We start from the raw sequence: 24,107 nt of genomic DNA on the forward strand, positions 1-24,107 counted from the left end.
ACAAGCCGTCCCTTACGGCATGGTGTCGCCGCCGCCGGTGCGGCGCTGCGCCTCGTCGACGCCCTTGTCGATCTTGTCGCCGTACTTCCCGCCGGTGCGCTCGTCCATCTTGTCGCCGGCCTTGTCGAGGCCCTTGTCGACCTTGTCGTCGTGCTTGCCCATCATGTCCTTGATGCGGTCCATGAATCCCATGGCGGCCGTCTTCCCCCGCCCGTCCCGGCCAAACCGTCACCCGCCGTGACCTGCCGGAAAATGCGAGAGATGGTACGAGTGGGGCTCACGTAGCATCCGGGCATGGCCCGAACCACCCACCGCGGCGCCTGCCCGCTCGACTGCCCGGACACCTGTGTCTGGCAGCTCACCGTCGAAGACGGCAAAGCGGTCGAGATCCGTGGCGACGCCGACCACCCGTTCACCCGGGGCGCGCTGTGCGGCAAGGTCAACCGCTACCTCGACGCGGTCAACGGGCCGGACCGGCTCACCCAGCCGATGGTCCGCGTCGGCCCCAAGGGCGAGGGCCCGATCGCCTTCCGCCCGGCGACCTGGGACGAGGCGGTCGGCCGGGTCGCGCAGGGCCTGTCGGCCAGCATCGACCGGCACGGTCCGGAGTCGGTCCTGCCCTACTACTTCGCGGGCACGATGGGCGCCGTCCAGGGCTACACGATGGGCCAGCGGCTGTTCGCCCACCTCGGGGCCAGCCGGCTGCGCACCACGATCTGCACGGCCGCCGCCGGCGCGGCGCTCGACTCGCTCTACGGCGGGATGGTCGGCTTCGAGCCCGAGTCCATCGTCGAGAGCAAGCTGATCCTGCTGTGGGGCGCCAACCTGCTCTCCACCCACCTGCACCTGTGGCCGTTCGTGCAGGAGGCACAGCGCCGCGGCGCCTACGTGGTGGCCGTCGACCCGTTGCGCACCGACACCGCCGGGCGTTGCGACGCCCACGTCGCGCCGCTGCCCGGCACCGACGGCGCGTTGGCGCTCGGCCTGATGCGGCAAGTGGTCGACGCGGGCGCGGTCGACCACGAGTGGCTCGACGCGCACGTCGACGGCTGGCCGGAGCTCGCGGCCCGCCTCGCCGACTGGCCGGTCGAGCGGGCCGCCGCCGAGTGCGGGCTGGACCCGGCCGTGCTGCGCGACCTCGGCGACCGGATCGCCACCAGCCGGCCGACCGCGATCAAGGTCGGGCTCGGCCTGCAACGGCACGCCGGCGCCGGCCAGGCGATCCGGGCGATCTGCGCGCTGCCCCTGGTCACCGGCGACTTCCGCTACCCGGGCGGCGGCGCGCTGTGCATGACCTCCGGGCACTTCCCGGACAGCGACATCGACGTCGCGCGCCCGGCCGACCTGCCGCAGCCGCCCGCCCGCGGGGTCAACATGAGCCGCCTGGCCGCCGTGCTCACCGGCGAGGCCGACCCGCCCGTCACCTCGCTGGTGGTCTTCGACGCCAACCCGGCGGCCACCGCGCCCGACCAGACCAGGCTGCGCACCGGCCTGCTGCGCGCGGACCTGTTCACGGTCGTGCTGGAGCAGCGGTGGACCGACACCTGCGACTACGCCGACGTGGTGCTGCCGGCCACCATGCAGCCGGAGCACCTCGACCTGGTCAGCTCCTACGGGCACCACTACACGGCGCTCAACCTGCCGGCCACGACGGCGCCCGGCGAGGCGCTGCCCAACACCGAGATCTTCCGCCGGATCGCCGCGGCGCTGGGCCTGACCCACCCGAGGCTGCGCGAGAGCGACGAGGAGATCGTTCGCCAGCACCTGGCCGGCGGCCCGGTCACGTTCGAAGAGCTCAGCGAGCGCACCTGGGCCCGCACCACCGGGGTGCCGGTCGGCAGTGCGCCGTTCGCCAAGGGTGGCTTCCCGACGCCGACCGGGCGGGCCCGGCTGCACGACCCGGCGCTGCACGCCGTCGGCGTCGACCCGCTCGTCGGCTACACCCCGCCGGCCGAGAAGGACACCGCCGGGCTGGTGCTGATCGCGCCGGCCGGCCGGTTCTTCCTCAACTCAACCTTCGCGTCGTTGCCCTGGCACGAGCGGAAGATGGGTCAACCGAAGATCCACCTCCACCCGACCGACGCGGCCGCCCGCGGGCTCGTCGACGGCACGGCGGTCAAGGTGCACAACGCCAACGGCTCGTTCGACGCGGCGGTGGCGGTCGACGACGCCACCCGGCCCGGCGTCGCGTTCACCTTCAAGGCCTACTGGGCCAAGCGCAGTCCCGGCGGCAACACCGTCAACGCGGTCACGGCCGTGCGCGACGCCGACCTCGGCGGCGCACCGACCTTCCACGACATCCGCGTCGAAGTGACCGCCTGCTGAAAGGGGCCTGTGCCCGTGTGGTTCTGGTTGGCCGGTGCGATCGTCTCCGAGGTCGTGGCCACGCTGTCGCTGCGCGCCTCGGCCGGGTTCACCCGGCTGGTGCCGACGGTGATCCTGGTGGTCTGCTACGGCTTCGCGTTCTACGGCCTCTCCCAGGCGCTGAAGCTGGGCATGAACGTCAGCGTCGCGTACGCGGTCTGGTCGGCGGTCGGGGTCGCCCTGATCGCCATCATCGGCGTGCTGTTCCTGCACGAGTCGCTCTCACCACTGCAGATCGGCGGCCTGCTGCTGATCATCGCCGGCGTGGTGGCCCTGGAGCTCGGCCGATCGGGCACCCACGCCTGAGCCCCGGGTGGCGCGGCGGGCATAGGGTTTCGGCCATGACGGAGTACGTGGACACCGGCCGCGTCAAGCTCGCCTGTCGCACGGTGGCCGGGCCGCCCGGCGCCGTGCCGATGGTGTTGCTGCACGGCGGCGGGGGCGACGGCACCAGCTGGGACCAGCTGGCACCCCGCTTCGCGCAGGACCGCCCGGTGTACGTGCCCGACCTGCGCGGCATGGGCGCCAGCGAGCGCTCCGGCCCGTACGGGCCGACGGTGTTCCGTGACGACCTGCTGGCGCTGCTCGACAAGCTGAGCCTTGACCGGGTCGTGCTGGTCGGCCATTCGCTCGGCGGCCTGGTCGCCCTGCTGACCACGCTGGCCGCGCCGGACCGGGTCGCCGCCCTGGTCCTGGAGGAGTGCCCGCCACCCACGCCGCTGGGCATCCCGGTGCCCACCGACCTGCCGGAGTCGGCGCCCTTCTACGACCGCGAGATCCGCCCGTCGGTGCTGGCGGCGCTCAACGCTCCCGACCCCGCCTGGTGGGACGGGCTGGCCGGGATCAACGTGCCGGTGCTCGTCGTCGCGGGTGGCCCCGACAGCTTCCTGCCGCAGGACAGGATGGCCGAGATGGCCGAGCAGATCCCGGCCGGTGAGTTCACCACCATCCCGGTCGGCCACGTCGTGCACCCGAACGCGCCCAACTCGTTCGCCGACGCGGTCGAGACCTTCCTGGCCGGCCGGTGAACACCACCGCGGCTCGGCGCGGCACGGCGATCGGTGCCGGCATCGCGATCGTCCTCACGACGCTGCTCGGGATCCTGGTGGTCGACCGGCTCCGCCGCGCCGGCCCGCGCCCCCTGTTCCAGCTGCCCGTGGCCTGCGGCGAGACCTGGCGGCTGTCCACCTATCCGGGCCACGACGACTTCGACGTCGACCTGTTCCCCACCGAGGGCGAGTCGTGGGGCCGCCCGGTGCTGGCGGCCGCCGGCGGCACGGTCACGGTCTCGGGCATCAACGGCTCGCTGGGCGGGCGCACCCCGGAGAAACCGAACGGCCCCAAGGGCCGCGGCGGCGGCTACTGGGTGAAGATCGACCACGGCGGCCGGTGGGAGACCCAGTACCTGCACATGCTGGAGCCGCCGCTGGTCCAGGTCGGTGACGAGGTCGCGCCCGGTCAGCAGATCGGCAAGGTCGGCAGCACCGGCAACTCCGGCGCCCCACACCTGCACCACGAGCAGCGCCGGGCCGGCGAGAAGATGGAGACCTGGTTCGGCGGCGAACCGTCCGGGATCACCACCGACGACGAAGAGGTCGAGCTCGAACGGGTCAGCGCGAACTGTCCGTGAACGCCGCCACGGCGTCGGCGGCCAGGGTCGCGGCGCGCTGCGCGGTCTGCCGGGTCGCGCCCGCCAGGTGCGGGGTGAGGACGACCCGGGGTGCGGTGCGCAGCCGGGAGTCGGCCGGCAACGGCTCCGCGTCGAACACGTCGAAGGCCGCGGCGCCGAGGTGCCCGGACTCCAGCGCGTCGGCCACCGCGGCGTAGTCGAGCAGCCCACCGCGGGCGGTGTTGACCAGCACGGCTCCGGCCGGCAGCCGGGCGAGCTCGGCAGCGCCGATCAGTTGCGCGGTCTCGGGCGTCAGCCGGGCGTGCAGGCTGACCACGGTGGACCGGTCGAGCAGTTCCGGCAGCTCCGTCGAGGCGACGTCCGCGTACGGGTCGTGCACCAGCACCCGGGCGTCGAACGCCGTGAGGATCCGCGCCACCCGCCGGCCGATCTCGCCGTAGCCGACCAGCCCGACCGTGCTGCCGGCCAGCTCACCGCTGACCTGGTCGAGCGCGTAGAGGTCGCTGCGCCACGCGCCGGCGCGTACGCCCGCGTGCCGGTCCGGAATCTGCCGCAGCGCGGCCAGCATCAACGCGATCGTGTGCTCGGCCGCGGCGACCGCGTTGCGTCCCGGCGTGGTGCGCACCGTGACACCCGCTGTGTCGGCGGCATCGAGGTTGACGTTGACCGGCCCGCCCCGGCAGACCACCAGCAGCCGCAGCGTGCCGGAGACGGCGGCGAGCACCCGGGCGGTGAACGGCGCCATCTGCGTGACCGCGATCTCGACCCCATCCAGCGCCGCGATCAGCTCGTCCTCGTCGCCGGACGCCTCGTCGACCTCGGCCACCCGGCCGTACGGCGTGAGGGGCCAGGGCAGCAGCAGCGTGCGTGGCTCGACGTGTGGGCCGACCCGGCCGCGCAGGGCGGCCGTGAGCAGGTCGTTGGTGACGAAATGATCCCCGGCGACGAGTACGCGCATGCTCAGCTCCAGTTCGGTCGGGCCGCTTCGACGTGCGCGAGATACCGGTCGTAGCCGGCGCGGTAGCGATCGCCCCCGACCGGCTCGAAGACCCGCCCGGCCGGAGTCCAGCCATTCGGCTCGGAGGCCACCGTGGACAGTGCCGCCAGTGCGGCGCCGCGCGCACCGATCTCCTCGCCGGCCAGCACGCGCACCGGCCGGTCCAGCACGTCCGCGAAGATCTGCGCCCACTCCGCCGAGGCGACCCCGCCACCGCACGCGGCCAGCTCGCCGGTCAGCTCCGCCGCGGTCAGGCAGTGCCGGGCGCTGTAGGCGATCGCCTCGCAGGTCGCCCTGACCAGGTCCGCGGGCGCGTGACCCAGGTGCAGCCCGTCGATCCGGGCCCGGGCGCGCGGCGCGACGAACGGGGCACGCTCGCCGGCCTCGGCGAAGAACGGCAGCACCGTGAGCTCGCCCGCGTCGCCGTCGGTCAGCAGCGTGGGCAGGTCGGCCACTGTGGCACCGACCAGCCGCAGTACCCAGTCGAGGGCGGCGGTGCCGACCATCGCCGGCAGCGCCCGCAGCCACCGGTCCCGCTGCCAGGTGCTCAGCGTCAGGCCGGCCGGCTCGCCACCGGTGTCCACCGTGTCCCGGAGCACCTGGCAGGCCAGCGTGGTGCCGACGGTCAGCAGCCCGTCGCCCGGCGTGCGGACGCCGGCACCCCAGGCGGAGGCCGGCAGGTCGTAGGGCGCGCCCACGACCGGCAGCCCGACAGGCAGCCCGGTGGCGTCGGCGGCGGCCCGGCTCAGCGGTGCGTGCGGCGCGTCGTGCACCGGTGCGAGCAGGCCCGCCCGGTGGGTGAGACCGCAGGCGGCGATCAGCTCCTCGTCGTACCGCCGGGTGTGCGGGTCGAGGAACGGCGCCGACGCGTCGGACGGGTCCGTCGCCCGCAGCCCGGTCAGGCGCTGCACCACCATGTCCTTGCAGTAGCCGGCGGTGGCGGCCCGGTCCAGGTGGTGCGGCTCGTGGGCGTCGAGCCAGGCCAGCAGCGGCCCGGCGCCGCCGGGGAAGGGGTAGTTGCCCGTACGCCGGTACGCGAGCGCGGCGATGCCGTCGGCGGTCCAGCGTTCGAGGATCGGCGTCGCCCGGGCGTCGAGCCAGGAGATGCCGTGCCGGACCGGCCGACCGTCGCCGTCGAGCAGCCAGAGCCCGTCGCCCTGCCCGGTGACGCCGACGGCGGCGACCGGCCCGGGCAGCAGTTCGCGCAGCTCGCGCAGCACCGCGACCACGGAGCCGAAGACCGCGTCGGCGTCCTGCTCGTAACGCCCGTCGCCGACCCGGTCGAGCACCGTCGGCCGGGCGGACCGGGCCAGCGCCACCCCGTCCGGGTCGAACGCGACCGCCTTGGTCACGGTGGTCCCGGCGTCGACCCCGATAATGATCATCGCGACACGTTGTACGACAGGAGCCCGACCGGCTCGGGAAAGCGCAGCGTGACCGTCGCGGCCGGGTCGAGCACGGGAAGCCGGCGCCGGTACTCGGACAGCGGCACGCCGAGCACCGCGCACACGACCAGCCGGATCAGGGTGCTGTGCGCGACGACCAGGATCCGCTGCCCGTCATGCGCTGCCGCCAGCTCGTGCAGCGCGGCCAACCCGCGCTCGGCCGCTTCGCCGGGCGGCTCTCCGTCGGGGAAGTGCCCGGCCACCGGGTCGGCCTCGAACCGGGCCACCATCGCCTCGTCCGCAGCGCGCAGCTCGGCCAGCGTGTGTCCCTCGGCGACGCCGAAGTCGAGCTCGCGCAGCCGTGGGTCGACCACCGGGGTCAGGCCGGTGATGGCCGCGGCGGTCTGCCGGGCCCGCACCAGCTGCGAGCAGGCCAGCGCGGCGAACCCCTGGTCGGCGGCCCAGGCGCCCAGCTCGGCCGCCTGGGTCACGCCGACCTCGTCGAGCGGCACGTCGCTGCGGCCGGTGTAGCGGGTCGGCTGGTGCCAGGCCGTGCGCCCGTGGCGGGCCAGCACCACCGTCGTGCTCGTCATTCCGGCTCCTTGGCGTAGGCGGCGAGGGCTTCGTCGACGTAGCCGCGGGCGGCCAGCGCGTCGACGAAGCGGGCGAACGGCTTGGCGAACCGGTCGCCCGGGCGCGGCGCCACGATGTCGGCCGTCCGGACCATCCGGGCGGCGGTCTCGGTCAGACCACCGTCGCCGGCCGCCGCGACCACGGCCATGCCGAGCGCCGGTTCGGGGGTCGCGGGGATGAGGACGGGGCGGCCGAGCACGTCGGCGCGCAGCTGCGACCAGTAGCGGCTGCGGGTGGCACCGCCGGTCAGCGCCAGCGAACCGGTCGTGTCGGCGCCGAGCCGGCGCAGGTGGGCGTAGCAGAGCCGCTCGACGTAGGCGACGCCCTGCAACAGGCCGGCGTAGTGGTCGGCGGGGCCGCTGAACTCGCCGAGCGTGAACGCCTCGGCGTCCGGCCGGACGAACGGGAAACGCTCGCCCCGGCCGCGCAGCGGGTAGACCACCGCGCCGGCGGGCTCGTGTTTCACAGCCTTCAGCTCCAGCCCCGCGCGGTCGGCGTCGGGGAACCGGTCGTCGACGGCGGCGGCGCCCACATTGGACGCACCGCCGGGCAGCCAGCCACCGTCGGGGTGCCGGTGCGAGTAGACCCCGCCGGACGGGTCGGCCAGCCTGGTCGTGGTGACGCCCTTGACCACCAGCGTCGTGCCGAGCACGGAGTTCCAGCTTCCCGGGGCCAGCGCGCCGGCGGCGACCTGCGCGGCGCAGCCGTCGGTGAGCCCGGCGCGCAGCGGTGTGCCGACCGGCAGCCCGGTGTGGGCGGCGCCGGCCGGCCCGACCGTGCCGATCAGCGTGCCCGGGCGGACCACCTCGGGCAGCGCGGCGGCCGGCACCTCGGAGGCGGCCCAACCGTCGTCGTAGCCCGTCTTCAGCGCACTCGTCCAGTCGGTCGCGACGAGCTCTCCGGACAACCGGTCGGCGAGATGGTCGCCGCAGTGCCGCACGACGAGCCGGCCGTCGGCCAGGCCGGTGCGCACCTCGTCCGGGCCGTGCCGGAGCAGCCACCGCAGCTTCGGCAGGGCCCAGGTCCCGGTGGCGCGGGTGTCGTCGTACATCAGGGCCGGGGTGTGTGGTGTCCCGGACCGGTCGGCGAGCAGGAACGTGCCCGAGGTGCCGCAGATCGCGACCGCGCCGACCCGGTCCGGCCCGACCTCGCGGAACGCCGCACCCAGCGCCGCCCACCACTCCGCCGGGTCCTGCTCGTGCCGCCCGCCGGTGCGCCGGCTGGTCAGTGGCCGGCCAGCCCGGGCCACCACCGTGCCGTGTTCGTCCGCGAGCAGCACGCGCAGGCTCTGCGTGCCCACGTCCACCCCGGCGAACAGCATCGGCTCACTCCACTCTGGTCGATCGGCTGCCCGCGGTGGTCGGTGCGTTGTAGGCGACCAGCAGGTGCGGCCCGTCCGGACCGCCATGGTCGATGACCGTGTACGAGCAGTTGAGCACGGGTGCGAAGGCGCGTTCGCCGGGAGCGGGCACGCCGAGCGCCTCGGCCGTCGCCACCCGGATCGGTCCGCCGTGCGTGAACACGACCACCGTGCCGGTCGCTCCGGCGGCCGCCTCGTCCAGCGCCGCCCAGACCCGCTTGCGCACCTGACGGTAGGTCTCGCCGCCGCCGCGGGCGATGTCGACACCGCCGTCGACCGCCGCGATGTCGTCCGGATGGGCGGCCATCACCTCGGCCCGGGTGCGGCCGGTCCAGGTGCCCACGTTGATCTCGCGGAGCCGGGCGTCCTCGCGTACCGTGCCGTCGATCAGGCGGCGATAGGGCTCGGCCGTGTCCCGGGCCCGGGGCAGGTCGCTGCTGACCACCATGCCCGCCGCGCCGAACCGTCCCACGAGCACCTCGGCCACGGCTTCCGCCTGGGCGACCCCGGCCTCGGTCAGTCCCGAGTCCTCCTGGCCCTGGTAGCGGTCCTCGACATTCCAACGTGACTCGCCGTGTCGCACCAGCACCAGCCGTACCCGTGGATCGGTCATATGTTTGATCTTCATCGCCAGGCCTCAAGTTCTCAAGCTGGAGGACTCCCTCCTTAACCACGGCTAGGCTGATATTGGCAGGGGTGGCCTTGACGCGCGCATTGCGCGGCCATGTGCCCGGCGCGACCTTTCGCGGTTTTCCGCCTCGCTCGATAAGGGCACCCGAGGCACAGCCGGATAAGGAGTCGGAGTCGTGAAGAAGCTGATCAACGATCCAGAGGGCGTGCTCAACGACGCGCTGGTGGGATTCGCGGCCGCGAACCCTGACCTGATCGTGAACCTGGAAGACCGGTACATCAGCCGAGGCCCGACGGCCGGCAAGGTGTCCCTGGTGTCCGGTGGCGGATCCGGCCACGAACCCCTGCACGGCGGGTTCGTCGGCTACGGGATGCTCGACGCCGCCTGTCCGGGTGAGGTGTTCACCTCGCCCGTGCCGGACCAGATGCTGGCCGCGACCAAGGCCGTCGACGGCGGCGCGGGCGTGCTGCACGTCGTGAAGAACTACACGGGTGACGTGCTGAACTTCCAGATGGCGGCCGAGCTCGCCGGCGACGACGGTCTGCAGGTCGAGTCGGTGCTCGTCAACGACGACGTCGCGGTGGAGAACAGCACCTACACGGCGGGCCGGCGGGGCACCGGTGGCACGGTCTTCGTCGAGAAGATGGCCGGTGCGGCGGCCGAACGCGGCGCCGACCTGGCCGCGGTGGCGGCGGTGGGCCGCGAGGTCAACGACCGCTCCCGCTCGTTCGGCGTGGCGCTGACCGCCAACGTCATCCCCGCCACGGGCAAGCCCGGCTTCGAGCTCGGCGACACCGAGATCGAGCTCGGCGTCGGCATCCACGGCGAGCCCGGCCGGACCCGCGGGCAGATGTCCACCGCCCGGGAGATCGCGGGCGTGGCGCTCGACGCCATCCACACCGACATGCCGCTCTCGGGCGACGTGCTGGTGATGGTCAACGGCCTGGGCGGCACACCGCTGATCGAGTTGTACGTGGTCTACGCGGCCGTCGCCGAATGGCTCGAGGGGCACGGCGCCACAATCACCCGCAACCTGGTCGGCAACTACATCACCAGCCTGGAGATGGCCGGCTGCTCGATCACCGTGGCCCGGATGACGCCGGACCTCACCGAGCTGTGGGACGCACCGGTCCAGACGCCGGCGCTGCGCTGGGGTCGTTGATGGACACCAGCGCTTTCCAGGCGTGGGTGCACGAGGCGTCGTTGCTGATCACCGAGCATGCCACTCGGCTGACCGAGCTCGACTCGGCGATCGGCGACGGCGACCACGGCATCAACCTGCGCCGTGGCTTCCAGGCGGCGGACGACATGATCGAGAAGTCGGAGTCCGACACCGAGACGCCCGGTGCGGTGCTGCGGACGGTCGGCCGGGCGCTGATCAGCAAGACCGGTGGCGCCTCCGGCCCGATCTACGGCACGGGGTTCCGCCAGGCCGGCAAGGCTCTGGGAGACGTGACCGAGGTCGACGCCGTGCTGCTCGGCAGCGCCTTGGAGGCCGCGTTCAACGGGATCCAGCAGCTCGGCGCCGCCCAACTGGGCGACAAGACACTGCTGGACGCGCTCGGCCCGGCGGTCGTGGCGTACCAGGCGGCGGTCGGCGAGGGTGGCGACCTCGCCGCGGCCACCCGGGCCGCAGCGGACGCGGCCGAGCGCGGGCTGGCGGAGACCATTCCGATGCTGGCCCGCAAGGGCCGCGCCAGCTACCTCGGCGAGCGCACCATCGGCCACGAGGATCCCGGAGCGGCGTCGACCGCGCTGATCATGCGTGCGCTGGCGATGGTCGCCGCCGGCGAGACATCGTGACGGCGGTCGCGCACCGGTGGACCGGGGAAGGGGTCGCGCCGGGCGCCGCTGTCGCCGGCTCGTGGCGCGCTGACCGACCGGTCGCGGCCACCACCGTCCACATCGGTCCGGCCGAGGTGGAGGCGGCGTTCGCGGCCGTCGCGGCCGAGCTCGAACAGGCCGCCGAGCGCGTACGCCGGGAGGGCCGCACCGCCGCCGCCGACATCGTCGAGGTCGGTGCGCTGATCGCCGCCGACCCGGACCTCGTCGACTCGGCGAAGCAGGCGGCCGGTGCCGAGCAGCCGCTGCCGGCCGTACGCGACGCCGTGGAGAGCTACGCCACCGTCCTCGACTCGCTGCCCGACGACGCGCTCAGCCAGCGGGCCGCCGACGTACGCCAGGTCGGCCGGCGGGTGCTGGAGCGGCTGGCCTACCCGGACGGTGCCCGCGACGCACCGGCGGGGGACCGGTTCGTCCTGGTCGCCACCGACATCGGGCCCGCCGACCTGATCGACCACCTCGGTGAGGGCCTGGTCGGTGCGGTCGCGGTGCGCGGCGGGGCCAACTCGCACGCCGCGATCGTCGCCCGCTCGGTCGGGCTGCCGCTGGTGACGGGCGTCGACCCGGAGGTGCTCGACCTGCCCGACGCGACCGACCTGCTGGTCGACGCCGACGCCGGCACCGTCGTGGCCGAGCCGTCCGCGACCGAGGTGGAGCGCACCGAAGCAGCTTCGGCCCACGAGCGCGAACGCCGGGCCCAGCTCGCCGCCGAGCGCGGCCTGCCGCACGTCACCGCCGACGGTCAGCCGTTCGGCCTGTACGCCAACGTGGCCTCCGACGTCGAGGTCCGCCTGGCGCTGGAGAGCGGCGCCATCGGGAGCGGGCTGGTCCGCACCGAGCTCGAGTTCCTGGAGGCCGACCGGTGGCCCGGCGAGGCCGACCACCGGCGGACGCTGGCGCCGCTGCTCGCCGACGCACACGGGCGCCCGGTCACGGTGCGGTTGCTCGACTTCGCCAACGACAAGATCCCTCCGTTCCTCTCCCCGCCGGCCGGCCTGCCGTCGCTGCTCGCCAACCCGGCGGCGCTCACCGCCCAGATCCGCGCGATCGTCGACCTGGGCCGCGGCGTCGGGCTGCGGATCATGGTGCCGATGGTCACCAGCCCCGACCAGATCGCACCGGTGCGCACCATCGTCAACGCCGCCTCGGTCACCTTCGGCGTGCCGGCACCGCCGGTCGGCGCGATGGTCGAGACCGTCGCCGCCGTGCGCGACATCGAGGCCCTCTGCCGGGTCGTCGACTTCGTCTCGATCGGCAGCAACGACCTGACCTCCGAGGTGCTCGACCTCGACCGGGTCGACCCGCGGGCGCGCACCGAGCTCGCCGCACACCCGCGGGTGCTGTCCCTGATCGGCCGGGTGGTCGCCGCGTCCAACGCCGCCGGGCTGCCCCCGTTGACCGTCTGTGGCGACGCCGGATCCCACCCGACGACGCTGCCGTTGCTGCTCGGCGCCGGGGTGCGGTCGGTCAGCGTGGCCGTGGCCCGGATCGACGAGACGCGGTGGAGGCTGCGCAGGTTGGACGCCGCTGAGTGCCGCACACTGTTCACCGACGCGCTGCGGCTCGGCGGCGCAGGCGAGGTTGCCGAGTTGGTCGACGAACGGATCGAGGTGGCGATGCCATGACCGAAGGCCTGGGGCTCGTGGGGATCGTGCTGGTCTCCCACAGCGCCGCCCTCGCCGAAGGCGCGGCGGAGCTGGTCCAACAGATCTCCGGTGGGGCGACGGTGGTGCCGGCCGGCGGCACCGACGACGGCGGGCTGGGCACCAGCACCGCCCGGATCGAGGCCGCGATCGACGACGCCGAGGCCGGTTCGGGCGTGCTGATCATCCCCGACCTCGGCAGCGCGGTGCTGAGCACGCGCGCGGTGCTGGCCGACCTGGCCGGCGAGACCACGGCGCGGCTCGTGGACGCACCGTTCGTCGAGGGCGCGGTCGCCGCGGCGGTGGCCGCCGGTGGCGGCGCCGACCTGGACGCGGTCGCCGCGGCCGCCGAGGAGGCCCGCGATGCCGCCAAGTTCTGACGACGGCGCCGCGGAGCGGGTGGTGGTGCTGCCGAAACCGCTGCACGCGCGCCCGGCCGGGCAGCTCGCCCGGCTCGCCGGCCGGCACAAGGAGACCACGATCCAGCTCGTCGCGGGCGCGAAGAAGGCCAACGCCCGCGGCGTGCTCGCGGTGATGGCCATGGGCGCGGTGACCGGCACCGAGGTGACGCTGACCGTCACCGGCCCCGATGCGGAGGCAGTGGCGGACGAAGCCGCCGGCATTCTCACCGCGGCTGAAGCCGTCGACGGTTAGGGTCGCTTCCGCCCGTACCCCGGGACGCCGGCACCTGGGGTGAAGTCCGTTCGCGTGTGTCCTAGTACCGTCGACTCGACGGCGGCCTGGTCGGCCGTCTGAGCGAAGGAGAAGCGGCATGCGACTGATGCGGATCGGGCCGGCCGGCGCCGAGCGTCCCGTCCTGCTCGACGGGTCTGGTCAGTATTTCGACCTCGGGGGCCTCACCGCCGACATCGACCCGGCGTTCTTCGCCGGCGACGGCATCGAGCGGGTCCGCGCGGCGCACGCCGCCGGTTCCCTGCCGGTGTTCGACGCGACCGGCCAGCGGATCGGCGCACCGATCGCCCGGCCCAGCGTGGTGCTCTGCATCGGGATGAACTACGCCGCGCACGCCGCCGAGTCCGGCGCGCAGCCGCCGGAGCAGCCGGTGATGTTCTACAAGGCCCCGAACACGGTCGTCGGCCCGAACGACGACGTGCTGATCCCGCGCGGCTCGAAGGAGACCGACTGGGAGGTCGAGCTCGCGGTCGTGGTCGGCCGGCGCGCCCGCTATCTCGCGTCGCCCGACGAGGCGCTCTCCTACGTGGCGGGCTACGCGATCGCCAACGACGTGTCGGAGCGCGAGTTCCAGATCCGGCAGAGCGGCGGCCAGTGGTCCAAGGGCAAGAGCAGCGAGACCTTCAACCCGCTCGGCCCGTGGCTGGTCACCGCCGACGAGGTGGCCGACCCGCAGGCATTGCGACTGCGCTCCTGGGTCAACGGCGAGCCGCGCCAGGACTCGTCGACCGCCGACATGATCTTCAACGTGGCCACGCTGATCTACCAGCTGAGCCAGGTGACGGTCCTGGAGCCGGGTGACCTGATCAACACCGGCACCCCCGAGGGTGTCGCCCTCTCGGGCCGCTTCCCCTACCTGACCGCGGGGGACGTGGTCGAGCTGGAGATCGACGGTCTCGGCCGGCAGCGCCAGCTCCTCCAGCAGGCCTGACCTGTTCGCGCGGGCACGCCCTGGCGGCGTGCCCGCGCTCACGGGATGACGCCCTCGGCCCGTAGCTGCTGTTGCGCCTCGTGCAGGGTGCTGGCGGCGAGCTCGGCCACGTCCGGCGCCAGGTCGCGTCGGCTCACGGCCCAGCCCGCCGTGGCGCTCAGACCGGGCCGCAGGGAATGCTCGGACAGGAACCTGCGGAGCTGCTTGCCGACGTCGTCGCGGCGGCGCAGGGAGATCATCCCCGCGCGCTCGGCCACGGCTTTGAAGCTCCGGGGTACGACGATCAGGGCGCCGTCGTCCGGAAACTCGACGTTGTCGAAGTCCATGCCGTCAAACTCGGCGTAGCGGAAGTCGCTGGACGCGAAGGTCACGTCGCGCAGGAGCATCGGCGCGGGCTGGCCGCGTCCCAGGAACCGCACCTCGGCCAGCCGGCCGGTGAACCGGCAGTCGACGAAGGCACACGCGGTGAACTCGACGTGCCGCAGCGCCGGGAACGTCGTACCCGTGAAGGTCGTGTGGTCGGCGCTGAGGTGGTTCGACGTGATTCCGGCCAGGTGCACCGACGACCAGATGCCCCCGGCGACGACCGCCTCCCGGAGGTCGGCCCGCCGCATCGTGCACTCCGTCAGCCCGCCGCCGACGAGCACCGCGGCCGACAGGTTGGCCCGGTCGAATCGGCACCGCCGCCACCGGACACCGGTGAGGTGTGCGTGGGCGAACCAGGCGTGGCTGAGGTCCGCGCCGACGACCTCGCCACCGTGCGCGTCCAGGCCGCCCGCCGGCAGCCCACGCAGGTCGACCAGGCCGTCCACGGTGGCCAGTCCGAGCCCGTCCAGCGCCGTGCCCTTGGCCAACCGCTCCAGGACGTCGCGCGCGCGGGCGACCCCGTCGCCGGTGCTCCAGCGCCGGACCAGCTCGTCAGGCGGCACGTCGACCCCCTCCTCGGGCGTCAATGTACCGGGATTCCGCTTGGCATTTCGTCCCCGAAAAGGGCTGATGGCCGGATTACCATGTGTCCACTATGCGCAGAATATTCAGCACGTTCGCGGTCCTGCTGACCGTGCTCGCCGCTCCGGGCGCCGCCGTCGCAGCTGTCGCGGGGGAGCCGGCTTACGACGGCTCGGTCGTCACCATCACGACCGCGGCCGTCGGGGCGCCGGACAACCCGGCCGTCGCCGTGGTGCCGTTCACCGACGCCGTCTACCGGACGTGTGCCGACGCGCCGGTGTCCTCGCGCGGCTGTCTGATGGTCGGGCGCGTGGGATATCCGTACCAGATCGGTCGGCTCGAGATCACCGTCAAGCAGTGGGTGGCGTTCCTCAACACCGCCGACGCGGACGGGCGCGACCCGCACAACCTCTACGACGTCACCGAGAGCTCGACGGCCTGGCCGCGGTACGGGCAGGTCGACTTCGCGCCGCGCGCCGGGCGGGGGCAGCACTACTCGGTGGCCTATCCACAGTGGGCGGACAAGCCGTACGGCTTCGCGACGTTCCTGCGGGCGGCCCGCTTCGTCAACTCGCTGCAGAACGGCCGGGTGATCGCTTCGCAGACCCGTCGCGCCGGTAACTTCCGCTACACCAGCTACCAGGTCCGGTTGTCGCCACGCACCGAGACCGGCATGTACGACATGGCGCGGCGCGCGCCGACACGTACCAGTGCCGCTGGCTTCGTGGTCCCGAGCCAGAACGAATGGATCAAGGCGGCGTACTACGACCCGGGTCGACGCTCGTACTGGAAGTACCCGACCAACCCGGGTGTCTACGGCGACGGCGACGACACCGCGCCCAACCAGACCGTGCTCAACCCGGCGACCGGCGACGTCACCAACGGGTCGGTCCAGCCGCTGGCGTCCTTCCACGCCAGTGGGACGAGCGCGCCGGCCTGGTGCCCGGGACAGGTGCCGGACGAGCTCTGCACCACCGTCAACCCGATGGGGCTCGACCCGCAGACGTACGCGTCGGTTTACCAGGGCAGTCTCGCGACGGTCGGGCAGGCCCGCACGCTCTCTCCGTGGGGCACCCTCGACCAGGGCGGCAACGCGGTCGAGTGGACCGACACCGTCACTCCGCCGCCGGCCGGGCAGGACGGAGCGCGGGTCTGGCGACGGCTGCACGGCGGCATCTCCAACGCGCCGGCCTTCCAGATGTGGCCGTCCGCGGTCGGGCTCAACCCTCAGGACAACTCGTTCTTCGAGCACACGTACCCGTGGCTCGGCATCCGGATCGGAATTGTCGGAGGGCTCCGCTAGCGTCCGGCGCATGGGTGAATTCGTTGCGACGTCGGCGTTCCGCACTGACAATGCCGACCAGGTGCTCGCGAGCGTCGAGCGCTATGTGCGGGCGCACGGCTGGAGCACGACGTCGGTCGGTGAGTCCTACGACTACGAGAACGACGTGCTCCAGTTCGCGCCGGCCGGTGGTTGGTCGGTGGTGCTGTGGCCGACCTACTTCTCCGACGTGCCGGCGGCGCGGTTCGTGTCCGACGAGCTGGGCGTGGTGGCCAGCACCGTGCACATCCACGACGGCGACTACTGGGCGCACACGCTGGTGCGCGACGGCGCGGTGCTCGACCGGTTCGCGTCCATGGTGGACTACTTCACCGACGATCTCGCTGTGGTCGCCCACCTACGGCGAGGGTGGTCGGGTGATCCGGCCGTGGTCGCCTCGGCTTTTGGGCGGTCGGTCGAGGAGCTACGGCCTTACCTGGTGCACATCGACCTGGGCGACGACGACGAAGAAGAACCGCCTTCGGTGAAGGCGTTTCCCGACGACGAGTTCACCCTCGACAACGCGTGGGTCTTCGTCGACTTCTGGCGGCGGCTGGGCATCACCTATCCGGCCGACGTCGGTGGTTTCGCCGGTCGGCTGGCCCTGACCAAAGACTGGTTCGGCAAGCTTCCGGAGGGCGAGGAGGGGGACCTGTAGACCGCTAGAAGAGCGTCAGGGGCTCTTCCGGCGCGGGTACGGATGCCGGCTCGGGGAGCGGTCGCAGGCCGGGCACCTTGGCGCGCACCTCGTCGTGGAACCGGCGGGCCAGCGCGGGCGCGTCAGCGTTGTCCGGCGTGTGCACGAAGACGGTGGGGGACCGGCCCTCGCGCAGCCAGCCGGCGGTGATCTCGACCCACCGCTGCCAGCCTTCGACCGTCGTGTCGGTGGCGTCCCGGCCGAGATAGCGGACGATCGGGAACTCGGTCAACGCCCGCGTGCGCAGGGGCATGCGCGGCTTCTTCGTCCAGGCCTCGCGCTCGGCGGCACTGGTCGGCGGGCTTCTGAAGAAGGAGGTGGTGTCGAACGGCACCCATTCCGCGCCGTCCAGCGCCCGCTCCAGGGCCTCGGCCGCCCTCGGTTCGGTGAAGAAGGCCGGGTCGCGAACCTCGACGGCACACCGGTAGGCGGCCGGCAGGCGGCGCAGGAAGAGCCGCAGCGCGCCCAGGTCGGCGGGCGTGAACGAACCCGGCAGTTGGATCCACAGCGCGTGCGTGCGGGGGCCGAGCGGCTCGATCGCGTGCAGGAAGGCGCGCAGCGGCTCGTCGGTGTCGACGAGCCGCCGCTCGTGCGTGATCTCTTTCGGCAGCTTGACCACGAGCCGGAAGTCCGGATCCGTCTGCGCGGCCCACGACTCGACGGTCGCCCGGCTGGGCGTCGCGTAGAAGGTGGTGTTGCCCTCGACCGCGTCGCACCAGCCGGAGTAGTGGCGCAGGCGCTGTGCCGACTGCGGCCGCAGGAAGCGCCCGTGCCACGACTTGAGCGACCACATCGCGCAACCCACCGCCAGACGCATGGGCTCTACGGTAGGTCAGCGCTGGATGGACTTCGTCTCCAGGAACTCCGCCAGCCCGTACGGGCCGAACTCGCGGCCGTTGCCGGACTGCTTGAAGCCGCCGAACGGGGCCAGCGGGTTCCAGTGGCCGCCGTTGACGTCGACCTGACCGGCGCGCAGGCGGCGGGCCACCGCCAGGGCCTGCTCGGGCGGGCCGAAGACGCCGCTGGTCAGCCCGTACACGGTGCTGTTGGCGATGGACACGGCCGCGTCCACGTCCGCGTACGGGGTGATCGTCAGGACCGGGCCGAAGATCTCTTCCTGCGCGATCGCCGAGTACGGGTCGACGGCGGCGAAGATCGTCGGTCGGGCGTACGCGCCGCCGGTCAGGCCCTCGGGGTGGCCCGGGCCGCCGAAGACCAGCTTGGCGCCGTCGGCGATGCCCCGCCGGATGTAGCCGTCGACCTTCTGCCGGTGCGCCTCGGAGGCCAGCGGGCCGATCCGGGTGGCCGGGTCGGTGGGGTCGCCCACGGTGTAGGCCCCCGCTGCCGCGACCGCCAGCTCGATCGCCTCGTCGTGGAGCTCGGCGGGCACCAGCAGCCGCGGCCACGAGCCGCAGACCTGTCCACCGTTGATGAACGCCATACCGAGGCCGGCCTCGATCGCGCCGGCCAGGTCGGCGCCGGGAAGGATCACGTTCGCGCCCTTGCCGCCGAGCTCCAGCGCGACCCGCTTGACCGTTCCGGCGGCCACGGAGGCGATCCGCCGGCCCGCCCGGGTCGAGCCGGTGAACGAGATCATGTCGATGTCCGGGTGTGCCGAGATCGCCTCGCCGACGACCTCTCCGGTGCCGTGCACCACGTTGAAGACGCCTCTGGGCAGGCCCGCCTCGACGGTGGCCTCGGTCAGGATTCTCGCGGTCAGCGGCGCGATCTCCGAGGGCTTGAGCACGACGGTGTTGCCGGCGACCAGGGCGGGCGCCAGCTTCGCGACCACCTGCTGGAGCGGGAAGTTCCACGGGGTGATCGCGCCCACGACACCGATCGGCTCGTGGGTGACCAGCGAGCTGCCGAGCTCCTCGGTCCAGGCGAACTCCGTCGCGAGGTCGGCCATCGAGGTGGCGACCGCGATCGGGAAGTCGACGTGTGCGGTGCTGGACAGGTTGACCGGCGCGCCCATCTCGGCGGTGATCGCGGCGGCCAGGTCGGCCCTTCTCGCGGCGAGGCCGGTGCCGATCCGCCGGACTGCTGCCGCGCGCTCGGCGACGCTCGTGGCCGCCCAGCCGGGGAACGCGGCCCGGGCGGCGCCGACGGCGCGGTCCACGTCGGCGGCGGTGCCGGCCGGGACCACCCCGGCCACGCTGCCGTCGGCCGGGTTGATGACGTCTATCGTCGTGGCGTCGGCCGAGGGCACGGCCACGCCGTCGATCCAATGCGAGTCGCTCATGTGGTCGAGTCTTGGTCGGGGTGCGGAGCCCATCCAGGGACAACTGATCCGTGGAACAGCCTCGGCGCTTTGGTTGTTCTTGCTCGTGGCGCGGTCCCTTTCCCTTGGGTGACCCGCGTCACGGGAGGAAGCATGGACCGCACCGGACTCGCCGAGTTTCTGCGGACCCGACGGGCGGCTGTGCAGCCCGAGGACGTGGGGCTGCCCCGCGGCCGGCGGCGCCGCACGGGCGGTCTGCGCCGCGAGGAGATCGCCGCGCTGAGCGGCATGTCGACGGACTACTACAGCCGGATCGAGCAGCGGCGTGGCCCGCACCCGTCCCGCCAGGTGCTCGGCGCGATCGCCGGCGGCCTGCGGCTGTCGGGCGAGGAGCGGGACCACCTGTTCTCGCTCGGTGGGTATCCGTCGCCGCCAGCCCGGCCTGCCACCGACGACCAGGTCAACCCCGGGATGCTGGAGGTCTTCGCGGGACTGCGGGACGGCGCCGCCCAGGTGGTCAGCGACCTCGGCGAGACGCTGACGCAGACCCCGCTCGCCTCGGCCCTGTTCGGCGACCAGACCGTGCACAAGGGACTGTCGCGGAGCCTGCACTACCGCTGGTTCACCGATCCTTCGGCGCGGAAGCTCTACCCGGTTTCGACGCACGCGCGGCACGGGCAGTTGCTCGCGGCGGACCTGCGTCGCACGTACACCCGCTCAGGTCCGGACTCCCGAGCCGGCGCCGTGGTCCGCGCCCTGCTCGCGCGCAGCCCCGAGTTCGCCGACATCTGGCGGGAGCATCCGGTCGCGGTCGCGAACTGCGGCACCAAGCGCATCGAGCATCCGGCGCTCGGCCCGCTCGACCTGCACTGCCAGATCCTGCTGGACCCCGACCACTCGCAGGCCCTCCAGGTCTTCACCCCGGTCGCGGGCACGGGCACGGCCGAGAAACTCCAGCTGCTAGCGGCATGAATCGGGGCTATTTCGGTACTAGCCTGGCCGTGTGCTTCTGTCGCGCCCGCGCCGGGCCATCGGTGCCGTGCTCTTCTTGGTCCTGCTAGCTGTCGCGGTGGCCGGTCCGGCCCGGGCCGACGACCCGTTCCGGCTCAACTCGCAGCTCACCGACCGGTCCGACGTCCTCGGCTCACGCGCGGGCACGGCGGCCGCGTCCTTGCAGCAGTTGCGTACCAACACCGGTCTGCAGCTGTTCGTGGTCTTCGTGCACACCTTCTCGGGCGTGCCGGCGCAGCGGTGGACGGACGAGACCGCCGTGCGCAGCGGCCTGGGCGATCGCGACGGGCTGCTCGCGGTGGCCACCCACGACCGGGAGTTCGCGTACTCGTTCCCGCAGAACTTCCCGCTGAGCGACGCGACCCTGGCGGCCGTCGCCGCGACCGCCATCGAGCCGCCGTTGGCCCAGAACGACTGGGCGGGCGCGGTCGTCGGAGCGTCGAACGGCTATGCCGCCGCGCTGGCCGGCCAACCGATCCCGGCCCCGGTGATCCAGCCGGGCCAGCCCGACACCGTCTCCGGTGGCAGCGGCCGCGGCGCCCTGATCGGCGGCCTGGTGGTGGCCGGTCTCGTGGTCCTGCTCATCATCGGTTACGTCGCCTACCGGCGCCGCCGCCGCGCCCCCGCCCTGACGGCTCCTTCGCCGGCGGGCGAGCCGATCGCCAAGCTGCAGGACCGCGCCAACACGCTGCTGATCGAGCTCGATAACGAACTGCGGTCGAGCGAGCAGGAGCTCGCGATCGCCACGGGCCAGTACGGCGCAGCGGCGACCGCCGAGTTCACCGCGGCGCTGGAGAGCGCGCGAACCGAGGTCGCGGAGGCCTTCCGCCTACGCATGACGCTCGACGAGGAGCCGCGCGACGAGCCCGCGACCCGAGCCGTGTTGACGGAGATCATCCAACGCTGCGCGGCAGCCGACGAACGGCTGGACGCCTCGGCCGACGACTTCGACCGGCTCCGCGAGATCGAACCGCGCGTCGAAGAACTGTCGGCTTCTCTGAGCGAACGCGCGACCGCCGTCTCGTCGCGGCTGCCGGCCGCCGAGTCGGCGGTGGAGTCGCTGGGCCGCAGCTACACGGGTCCGGGAGTGTCGGCGGTTTCGGCCAACCCGGCGCAGGCCCGAGAACGGCTCTCCTTCACCACCACCGCACTGTCCCGGGCGTCGGCAGCGGTGGCTGCGGGCCGGCGTCCGGAGGCGGCGTTGGCGGTTCGGGCCGCCGAGGAGTCTCTGCGGCAGGCGGAGACGTTGCTGGACGGCGTGGACAAGGCGGGCGTTGACCTTGCCGCCACTCGCGCGGCTGTAGATGCGCTGCTGGTCGAGATCGACGGGGAGGTAGCGGCGGCCCGGTCCGCCGCGAGCACCGACGGCGAACTGGCCGCGGCGGCGTCGGCGGGCGCGGCGGCCACAGAGTCGGTGCGAGCGGGCTCGTCCCCGACGGACCCGATCGCCGACCTACGGCGCCTACAGGAAGCGGACGCACGACTCGACCGGGCGCTGGCCGCGTCGCGGGACGAGTCGGAGCGGGTGGCCCGGGCCCGCGCCCTGCTGAACCAGGCGCTGCCGGTGGCCCGAAGCGAGGTAGCTGCAGCGGACCAGTACCTGACCACCCGCCGGGCCGCGGTAGGAACCCAGCCCCGAACCCTGCTGGCGGAGGCGACGCGGCAACTGGCCCGCGCGGAGGCGCTGGCACTGGACGACCCGGTGGCGGCCCTGGCGGCGGCCCAGGAGGCGGGCCGCCTGGCAAGCGCGGCGAGCGAGGCCGCGTACTCGGAGGTAGCCGCCTGGCAATCAGGCGGCTGGGGCCAACCCCGCTACGGCCGAGGCGGCAGCGGTGGTGAAGCGTTGCTGGGCGCGATGCTCGGCGGAATCCTCATGGGAGGCGGCTCACGCTACCGAGGCCGCTACCGCGGCGGCGGCTGGGGCGGCGGCTGGGGCGGGGGTTTCGGTGGCGGTTTCGGCGGCAGCATGAGCCGGGGTCGCCGATCTGGCGGCGGCGGTTTCGGTGGTGGAGGCCGCCGCGGCGGAGGCGGCCGCTTCTAACGATCGCTATGCCTTCGGCAGCGGCCGCTGCCGAGCCCCACCGCGGGTGCCGCGAGGTGCGTCGCCCAGGGCTGGCGCCCTCCCAGGTTCGCCGCATCGCGCCGCGCATCGTGGCCTAGGCGACTCCCGGGGCCCGCCTAACACGCCAGATCAGCGTTGCTCGCGTCGGTACGCGCGGCACGGTCGATCAGGTGGCTGATGGTCGGCGCTCGCGGCCAGTTCGCCCCGCCGGACCGTCCTGGCGGCGCCGATGTTCGGCGGCCGTGCGGCGTGCCCGGTGACAAGGGGCCGACGGCCGGCGCCCGAGCCGAGAGAAACGAGCCCGCTCCGCTCGGGCGCCGGCCCTCTTACGGTCTTTCGTGGTCGGCCGGGGATTCGGGCGCAGGAAGGTTGCGGGGGTTGGCGCTGACGTAGACCGCCCGTCCCTGCTGACCGACGATCAGACCCTGGGTACGCAGGACGATCATCGCGCTGCCGATGGTCTGGCGGCTGACCTGGTAGGTCTGGCACATCTCTCGGCAGGTCGGAAGGGTGGCGCCGGGGGTTAGCTCGCCGTCGACAATCTGTTGGCGGATGTCGTCGACGATGTCCAGGTAGCTCGGTTGGTGGCCCATCACGCCCTCCCGTCACTGGTTACAATGGCTACTATTGCTGCGACGGCCGCCTGGCGTCAAGGCCAACTTTCCACCAACGGCGGGCGTGGTTGCGGCCGATCCGACGAGCTGCAGGTCACGGAACGCCCGGCAGGGTGGCTACCCCTGCTGCCGCTGATTACAAATCCGCGATTCCCGGCAGCCGCCCGAGTCGGCGGAGCAGCTCACACCACTGGTCGCCCTCTTCCGCGGCGGTCAGCGTGAGATAGGCCGGGCCGCAGACGACGCCCAGGAAGAAGCGTTCCAGGCTCGGCGCGAGCTGGTCGAAACGGTCGCTCATCCACCACGTCACTCCGGTGTCGGGGAAGCCCCAGACGGTCTCGTCGGTGCGGTCGATGAACCAGGGTTCGTCGTTGACGGTGCCGGCGCAGAACCAGGTTTCCGGCGTCAGCCGGACGGGAGCGTCCTCCTGATGATCCGCGTAGAACTGCATGGTGGGGACGGTCGCCGAGTCGAACAGCACGACCGGGCCGCAGATGAACCCGTCCGCCACAGCGAGGAAATCCAGGTAGGCCGCCGGTACGTCGGGCGGCGCGGGCGGTCGAGCCGGCCCCGGCATGGAGTTCATCATTCGCCACTCGCGTTCGAGCGGCAGCGACGACCGGATCGTCTCCACGACGGCGCCGACTTCGGAGGAGATCATGGGCGGTCGAGCACCCGCTGGATCAACTCGGTGGTCGAGATTCCTGCCGTACGCCGGACGTATGCGAGTTTCCCGGCTGCCGCGGCGGGCCCGTACACGAACTCGGCCGCCTCGGGCGACAGGTCGTCGCCGTGCACCACGGTGGTGATCCCGTGCTCGGCGAGAAACTGTTCGGTCACCTGAAACGGGGCGTCCTCGATCACCTCGTCGACGTACCTGCACGACTCGATCACGGCGACCCGCTCCGCGAGGGTCATGATGGGACGACGCTTGTACGAGGCCGCGGTGTCGTCCGACAGCACGCCGACGACCAGCCAGTCACCATGGCGGCGCGCCTCACGCAACAGCGACACATGGCCCGCGTGGAACAGGTCGCCAACCATGTCGACGTAAACCCGTGCTGTGGCAGCCGCTCCCACGTCCACTACACCTCACCGCTCATGGCCCGAGTTCGTCGACAATA

The 24,107-nt window shown here is 72.9% G+C and carries 26 protein-coding genes; 14 read left to right on the forward strand and 12 right to left on the reverse strand.

Going from position 1 to position 24,107, the window contains the following annotated elements; genetic code table 11:
• Window positions 1–12: 12 nt before the first annotated feature.
• Window positions 13–192, reverse strand: coding sequence for an antitoxin (locus CHC05_RS07070; RefSeq protein ID WP_089245868.1), 180 nt, complete (start codon window positions 190–192; stop codon window positions 13–15).
• Window positions 193–294: 102 nt separating this feature from the next.
• On the opposite strand from CHC05_RS07070, the gene CHC05_RS07075 reads away from it, so the two are divergent.
• The 4 genes from CHC05_RS07075 to CHC05_RS07090 are packed head-to-tail and all read left to right on the forward strand — an operon-like array spanning window position 295 to window position 3,994.
• Window positions 295–2,325, forward strand: a complete 2,031-nt coding sequence (locus CHC05_RS07075; RefSeq protein ID WP_089245870.1) for a molybdopterin-containing oxidoreductase family protein — start codon at window positions 295–297, stop codon at window positions 2,323–2,325.
• A gap of 15 nt (window positions 2,326–2,340) precedes the next feature.
• Window positions 2,341–2,670: a DMT family transporter gene (locus CHC05_RS07080; protein ID WP_218824462.1), complete on the forward strand. Its 330-nt coding sequence runs from the start codon at window positions 2,341–2,343 to the stop codon at window positions 2,668–2,670.
• Window positions 2,671–2,705: 35 nt separating this feature from the next.
• On the forward strand, window positions 2,706–3,392 hold the full coding sequence (locus CHC05_RS07085) for an alpha/beta fold hydrolase (RefSeq protein ID WP_089245874.1): 687 nt from the start codon (window positions 2,706–2,708) through the stop codon (window positions 3,390–3,392).
• Window positions 3,389–3,994, forward strand: a complete 606-nt coding sequence (locus tag CHC05_RS07090; RefSeq protein ID WP_089245877.1) for a M23 family metallopeptidase — start codon at window positions 3,389–3,391, stop codon at window positions 3,992–3,994. The genes CHC05_RS07085 and CHC05_RS07090 overlap by 4 nt, the downstream gene beginning before the upstream one ends.
• On the opposite strand, the gene CHC05_RS07095 is transcribed toward CHC05_RS07090, so the two are convergent.
• From CHC05_RS07095 to CHC05_RS07115, 5 genes are read right to left on the reverse strand one after another with little or no spacing between them, the layout of a single operon-like run.
• A complete protein-coding gene (locus tag CHC05_RS07095) occupies window positions 3,975–4,952 on the reverse strand; it encodes a 2-hydroxyacid dehydrogenase (RefSeq protein ID WP_089245879.1) in 978 nt (325 codons plus the stop codon). The two genes, CHC05_RS07090 and CHC05_RS07095, sit on opposite strands and share 20 nt — an antisense overlap.
• A 2-nt stretch (window positions 4,953–4,954) precedes the next feature.
• Entirely contained in the window at window positions 4,955–6,376 is a 1,422-nt protein-coding gene (locus CHC05_RS07100) for an FGGY-family carbohydrate kinase (RefSeq protein ID WP_218824463.1), read from the reverse strand.
• On the reverse strand, window positions 6,373–6,969 hold the full coding sequence (locus CHC05_RS07105; protein ID WP_089245881.1) for a histidine phosphatase family protein: 597 nt from the start codon (window positions 6,967–6,969) through the stop codon (window positions 6,373–6,375). Before CHC05_RS07105 ends, CHC05_RS07100 begins: the two co-directional genes overlap by 4 nt.
• Window positions 6,966–8,330, reverse strand: coding sequence for an FGGY-family carbohydrate kinase (locus tag CHC05_RS07110; RefSeq protein ID WP_089245883.1), 1,365 nt, complete (start codon window positions 8,328–8,330; stop codon window positions 6,966–6,968). Before CHC05_RS07110 ends, CHC05_RS07105 begins: the two co-directional genes overlap by 4 nt.
• 4 nt (window positions 8,331–8,334) lie before the next feature.
• Window positions 8,335–8,982: a histidine phosphatase family protein gene (locus CHC05_RS07115; RefSeq protein WP_179266080.1), complete on the reverse strand. Its 648-nt coding sequence runs from the start codon at window positions 8,980–8,982 to the stop codon at window positions 8,335–8,337.
• A gap of 193 nt (window positions 8,983–9,175) precedes the next feature.
• On the opposite strand from CHC05_RS07115, the gene dhaK reads away from it, so the two are divergent.
• From dhaK to CHC05_RS07150, 6 genes are all read left to right on the forward strand, one after another.
• On the forward strand, window positions 9,176–10,162 hold the full coding sequence (gene dhaK, locus CHC05_RS07120) for a dihydroxyacetone kinase subunit DhaK (RefSeq protein ID WP_089245887.1): 987 nt from the start codon (window positions 9,176–9,178) through the stop codon (window positions 10,160–10,162).
• Window positions 10,162–10,803 carry a dihydroxyacetone kinase subunit DhaL gene (dhaL, locus tag CHC05_RS41320; protein WP_089245889.1) on the forward strand — a complete coding sequence of 214 codons (642 nt, stop codon included), beginning with the start codon at window positions 10,162–10,164 and terminating at the stop codon, window positions 10,801–10,803. Before dhaK ends, dhaL begins: the two co-directional genes overlap by 1 nt.
• A complete protein-coding gene (locus tag CHC05_RS40580) occupies window positions 10,800–12,467 on the forward strand; it encodes a putative PEP-binding protein (protein ID WP_179266081.1) in 1,668 nt (555 codons plus the stop codon). Before dhaL ends, CHC05_RS40580 begins: the two co-directional genes overlap by 4 nt.
• Window positions 12,464–12,865, forward strand: a complete 402-nt coding sequence (gene dhaM, locus CHC05_RS07140) for a dihydroxyacetone kinase phosphoryl donor subunit DhaM (protein ID WP_089245891.1) — start codon at window positions 12,464–12,466, stop codon at window positions 12,863–12,865. The genes CHC05_RS40580 and dhaM overlap by 4 nt, the downstream gene beginning before the upstream one ends.
• Window positions 12,849–13,139 carry an HPr family phosphocarrier protein gene (locus tag CHC05_RS07145; protein ID WP_089245893.1) on the forward strand — a complete coding sequence of 97 codons (291 nt, stop codon included), beginning with the start codon at window positions 12,849–12,851 and terminating at the stop codon, window positions 13,137–13,139. Before dhaM ends, CHC05_RS07145 begins: the two co-directional genes overlap by 17 nt.
• Before the next feature lie 118 nt (window positions 13,140–13,257).
• Window positions 13,258–14,109 carry a fumarylacetoacetate hydrolase family protein gene (locus CHC05_RS07150; protein WP_089245895.1) on the forward strand — a complete coding sequence of 284 codons (852 nt, stop codon included), beginning with the start codon at window positions 13,258–13,260 and terminating at the stop codon, window positions 14,107–14,109.
• Between the two features lie 38 nt (window positions 14,110–14,147).
• Here the strand turns inward: CHC05_RS07150 and CHC05_RS07155 are convergent, their stop codons facing one another.
• On the reverse strand, window positions 14,148–15,038 hold the full coding sequence (locus CHC05_RS07155; protein WP_179266082.1) for a pentapeptide repeat-containing protein: 891 nt from the start codon (window positions 15,036–15,038) through the stop codon (window positions 14,148–14,150).
• A gap of 92 nt (window positions 15,039–15,130) precedes the next feature.
• Between CHC05_RS07155 and CHC05_RS07160 the strand changes: the two genes are divergently transcribed.
• Together CHC05_RS07160 and CHC05_RS07165 are read left to right on the forward strand one after the other, a co-directional pair.
• Entirely contained in the window at window positions 15,131–16,360 is a 1,230-nt protein-coding gene (locus CHC05_RS07160; protein WP_089245899.1) for a hypothetical protein, read from the forward strand.
• A gap of 10 nt (window positions 16,361–16,370) precedes the next feature.
• The gene (locus tag CHC05_RS07165; RefSeq protein WP_089245901.1) at window positions 16,371–17,036 is read left to right on the forward strand and encodes a hypothetical protein; all 666 of its coding nucleotides are present in this window, start codon (window positions 16,371–16,373) and stop codon (window positions 17,034–17,036) included.
• A gap of 4 nt (window positions 17,037–17,040) precedes the next feature.
• Here CHC05_RS07165 and CHC05_RS07170 read toward each other — a convergent pair whose 3' ends face one another.
• Both CHC05_RS07170 and CHC05_RS07175 read right to left on the reverse strand, forming a co-directional pair.
• Window positions 17,041–17,868, reverse strand: coding sequence for a DUF72 domain-containing protein (locus CHC05_RS07170; RefSeq protein ID WP_218824480.1), 828 nt, complete (start codon window positions 17,866–17,868; stop codon window positions 17,041–17,043).
• A 39-nt stretch (window positions 17,869–17,907) separates the two neighbouring features.
• Window positions 17,908–19,317: an aldehyde dehydrogenase family protein gene (locus CHC05_RS07175; protein WP_218824467.1), complete on the reverse strand. Its 1,410-nt coding sequence runs from the start codon at window positions 19,315–19,317 to the stop codon at window positions 17,908–17,910.
• Between the two features lie 132 nt (window positions 19,318–19,449).
• Between CHC05_RS07175 and CHC05_RS07180 the strand changes: the two genes are divergently transcribed.
• Both CHC05_RS07180 and CHC05_RS07185 read left to right on the forward strand, forming a co-directional pair.
• A complete protein-coding gene (locus CHC05_RS07180) occupies window positions 19,450–20,268 on the forward strand; it encodes a helix-turn-helix transcriptional regulator (protein WP_089245907.1) in 819 nt (272 codons plus the stop codon).
• Window positions 20,269–20,299: 31 nt separating this feature from the next.
• Window positions 20,300–22,348 (forward strand): TPM domain-containing protein, encoded by a 2,049-nt coding sequence (locus tag CHC05_RS07185; protein ID WP_245870687.1) that lies wholly within the window; start codon window positions 20,300–20,302, stop codon window positions 22,346–22,348.
• Window positions 22,349–22,695: 347 nt separating this feature from the next.
• On the opposite strand, the gene CHC05_RS07190 is transcribed toward CHC05_RS07185, so the two are convergent.
• From CHC05_RS07190 to CHC05_RS07200, 3 genes are all read right to left on the reverse strand, one after another.
• Window positions 22,696–22,962, reverse strand: a complete 267-nt coding sequence (locus tag CHC05_RS07190; protein ID WP_089245909.1) for a winged helix-turn-helix domain-containing protein — start codon at window positions 22,960–22,962, stop codon at window positions 22,696–22,698.
• A 157-nt stretch (window positions 22,963–23,119) separates the two neighbouring features.
• Window positions 23,120–23,644, reverse strand: coding sequence for a hypothetical protein (locus tag CHC05_RS07195; RefSeq protein ID WP_089245911.1), 525 nt, complete (start codon window positions 23,642–23,644; stop codon window positions 23,120–23,122).
• Window positions 23,641–24,063: an adenylyltransferase/cytidyltransferase family protein gene (locus CHC05_RS07200; protein ID WP_144022508.1), complete on the reverse strand. Its 423-nt coding sequence runs from the start codon at window positions 24,061–24,063 to the stop codon at window positions 23,641–23,643. Before CHC05_RS07200 ends, CHC05_RS07195 begins: the two co-directional genes overlap by 4 nt.
• Window positions 24,064–24,107: the final 44 nt, after the last annotated feature.

The organism is Asanoa hainanensis, assembly GCF_900188485.1.
Classification (GTDB): Bacteria; Actinomycetota; Actinomycetes; order Mycobacteriales; family Micromonosporaceae; genus Asanoa; species Asanoa hainanensis.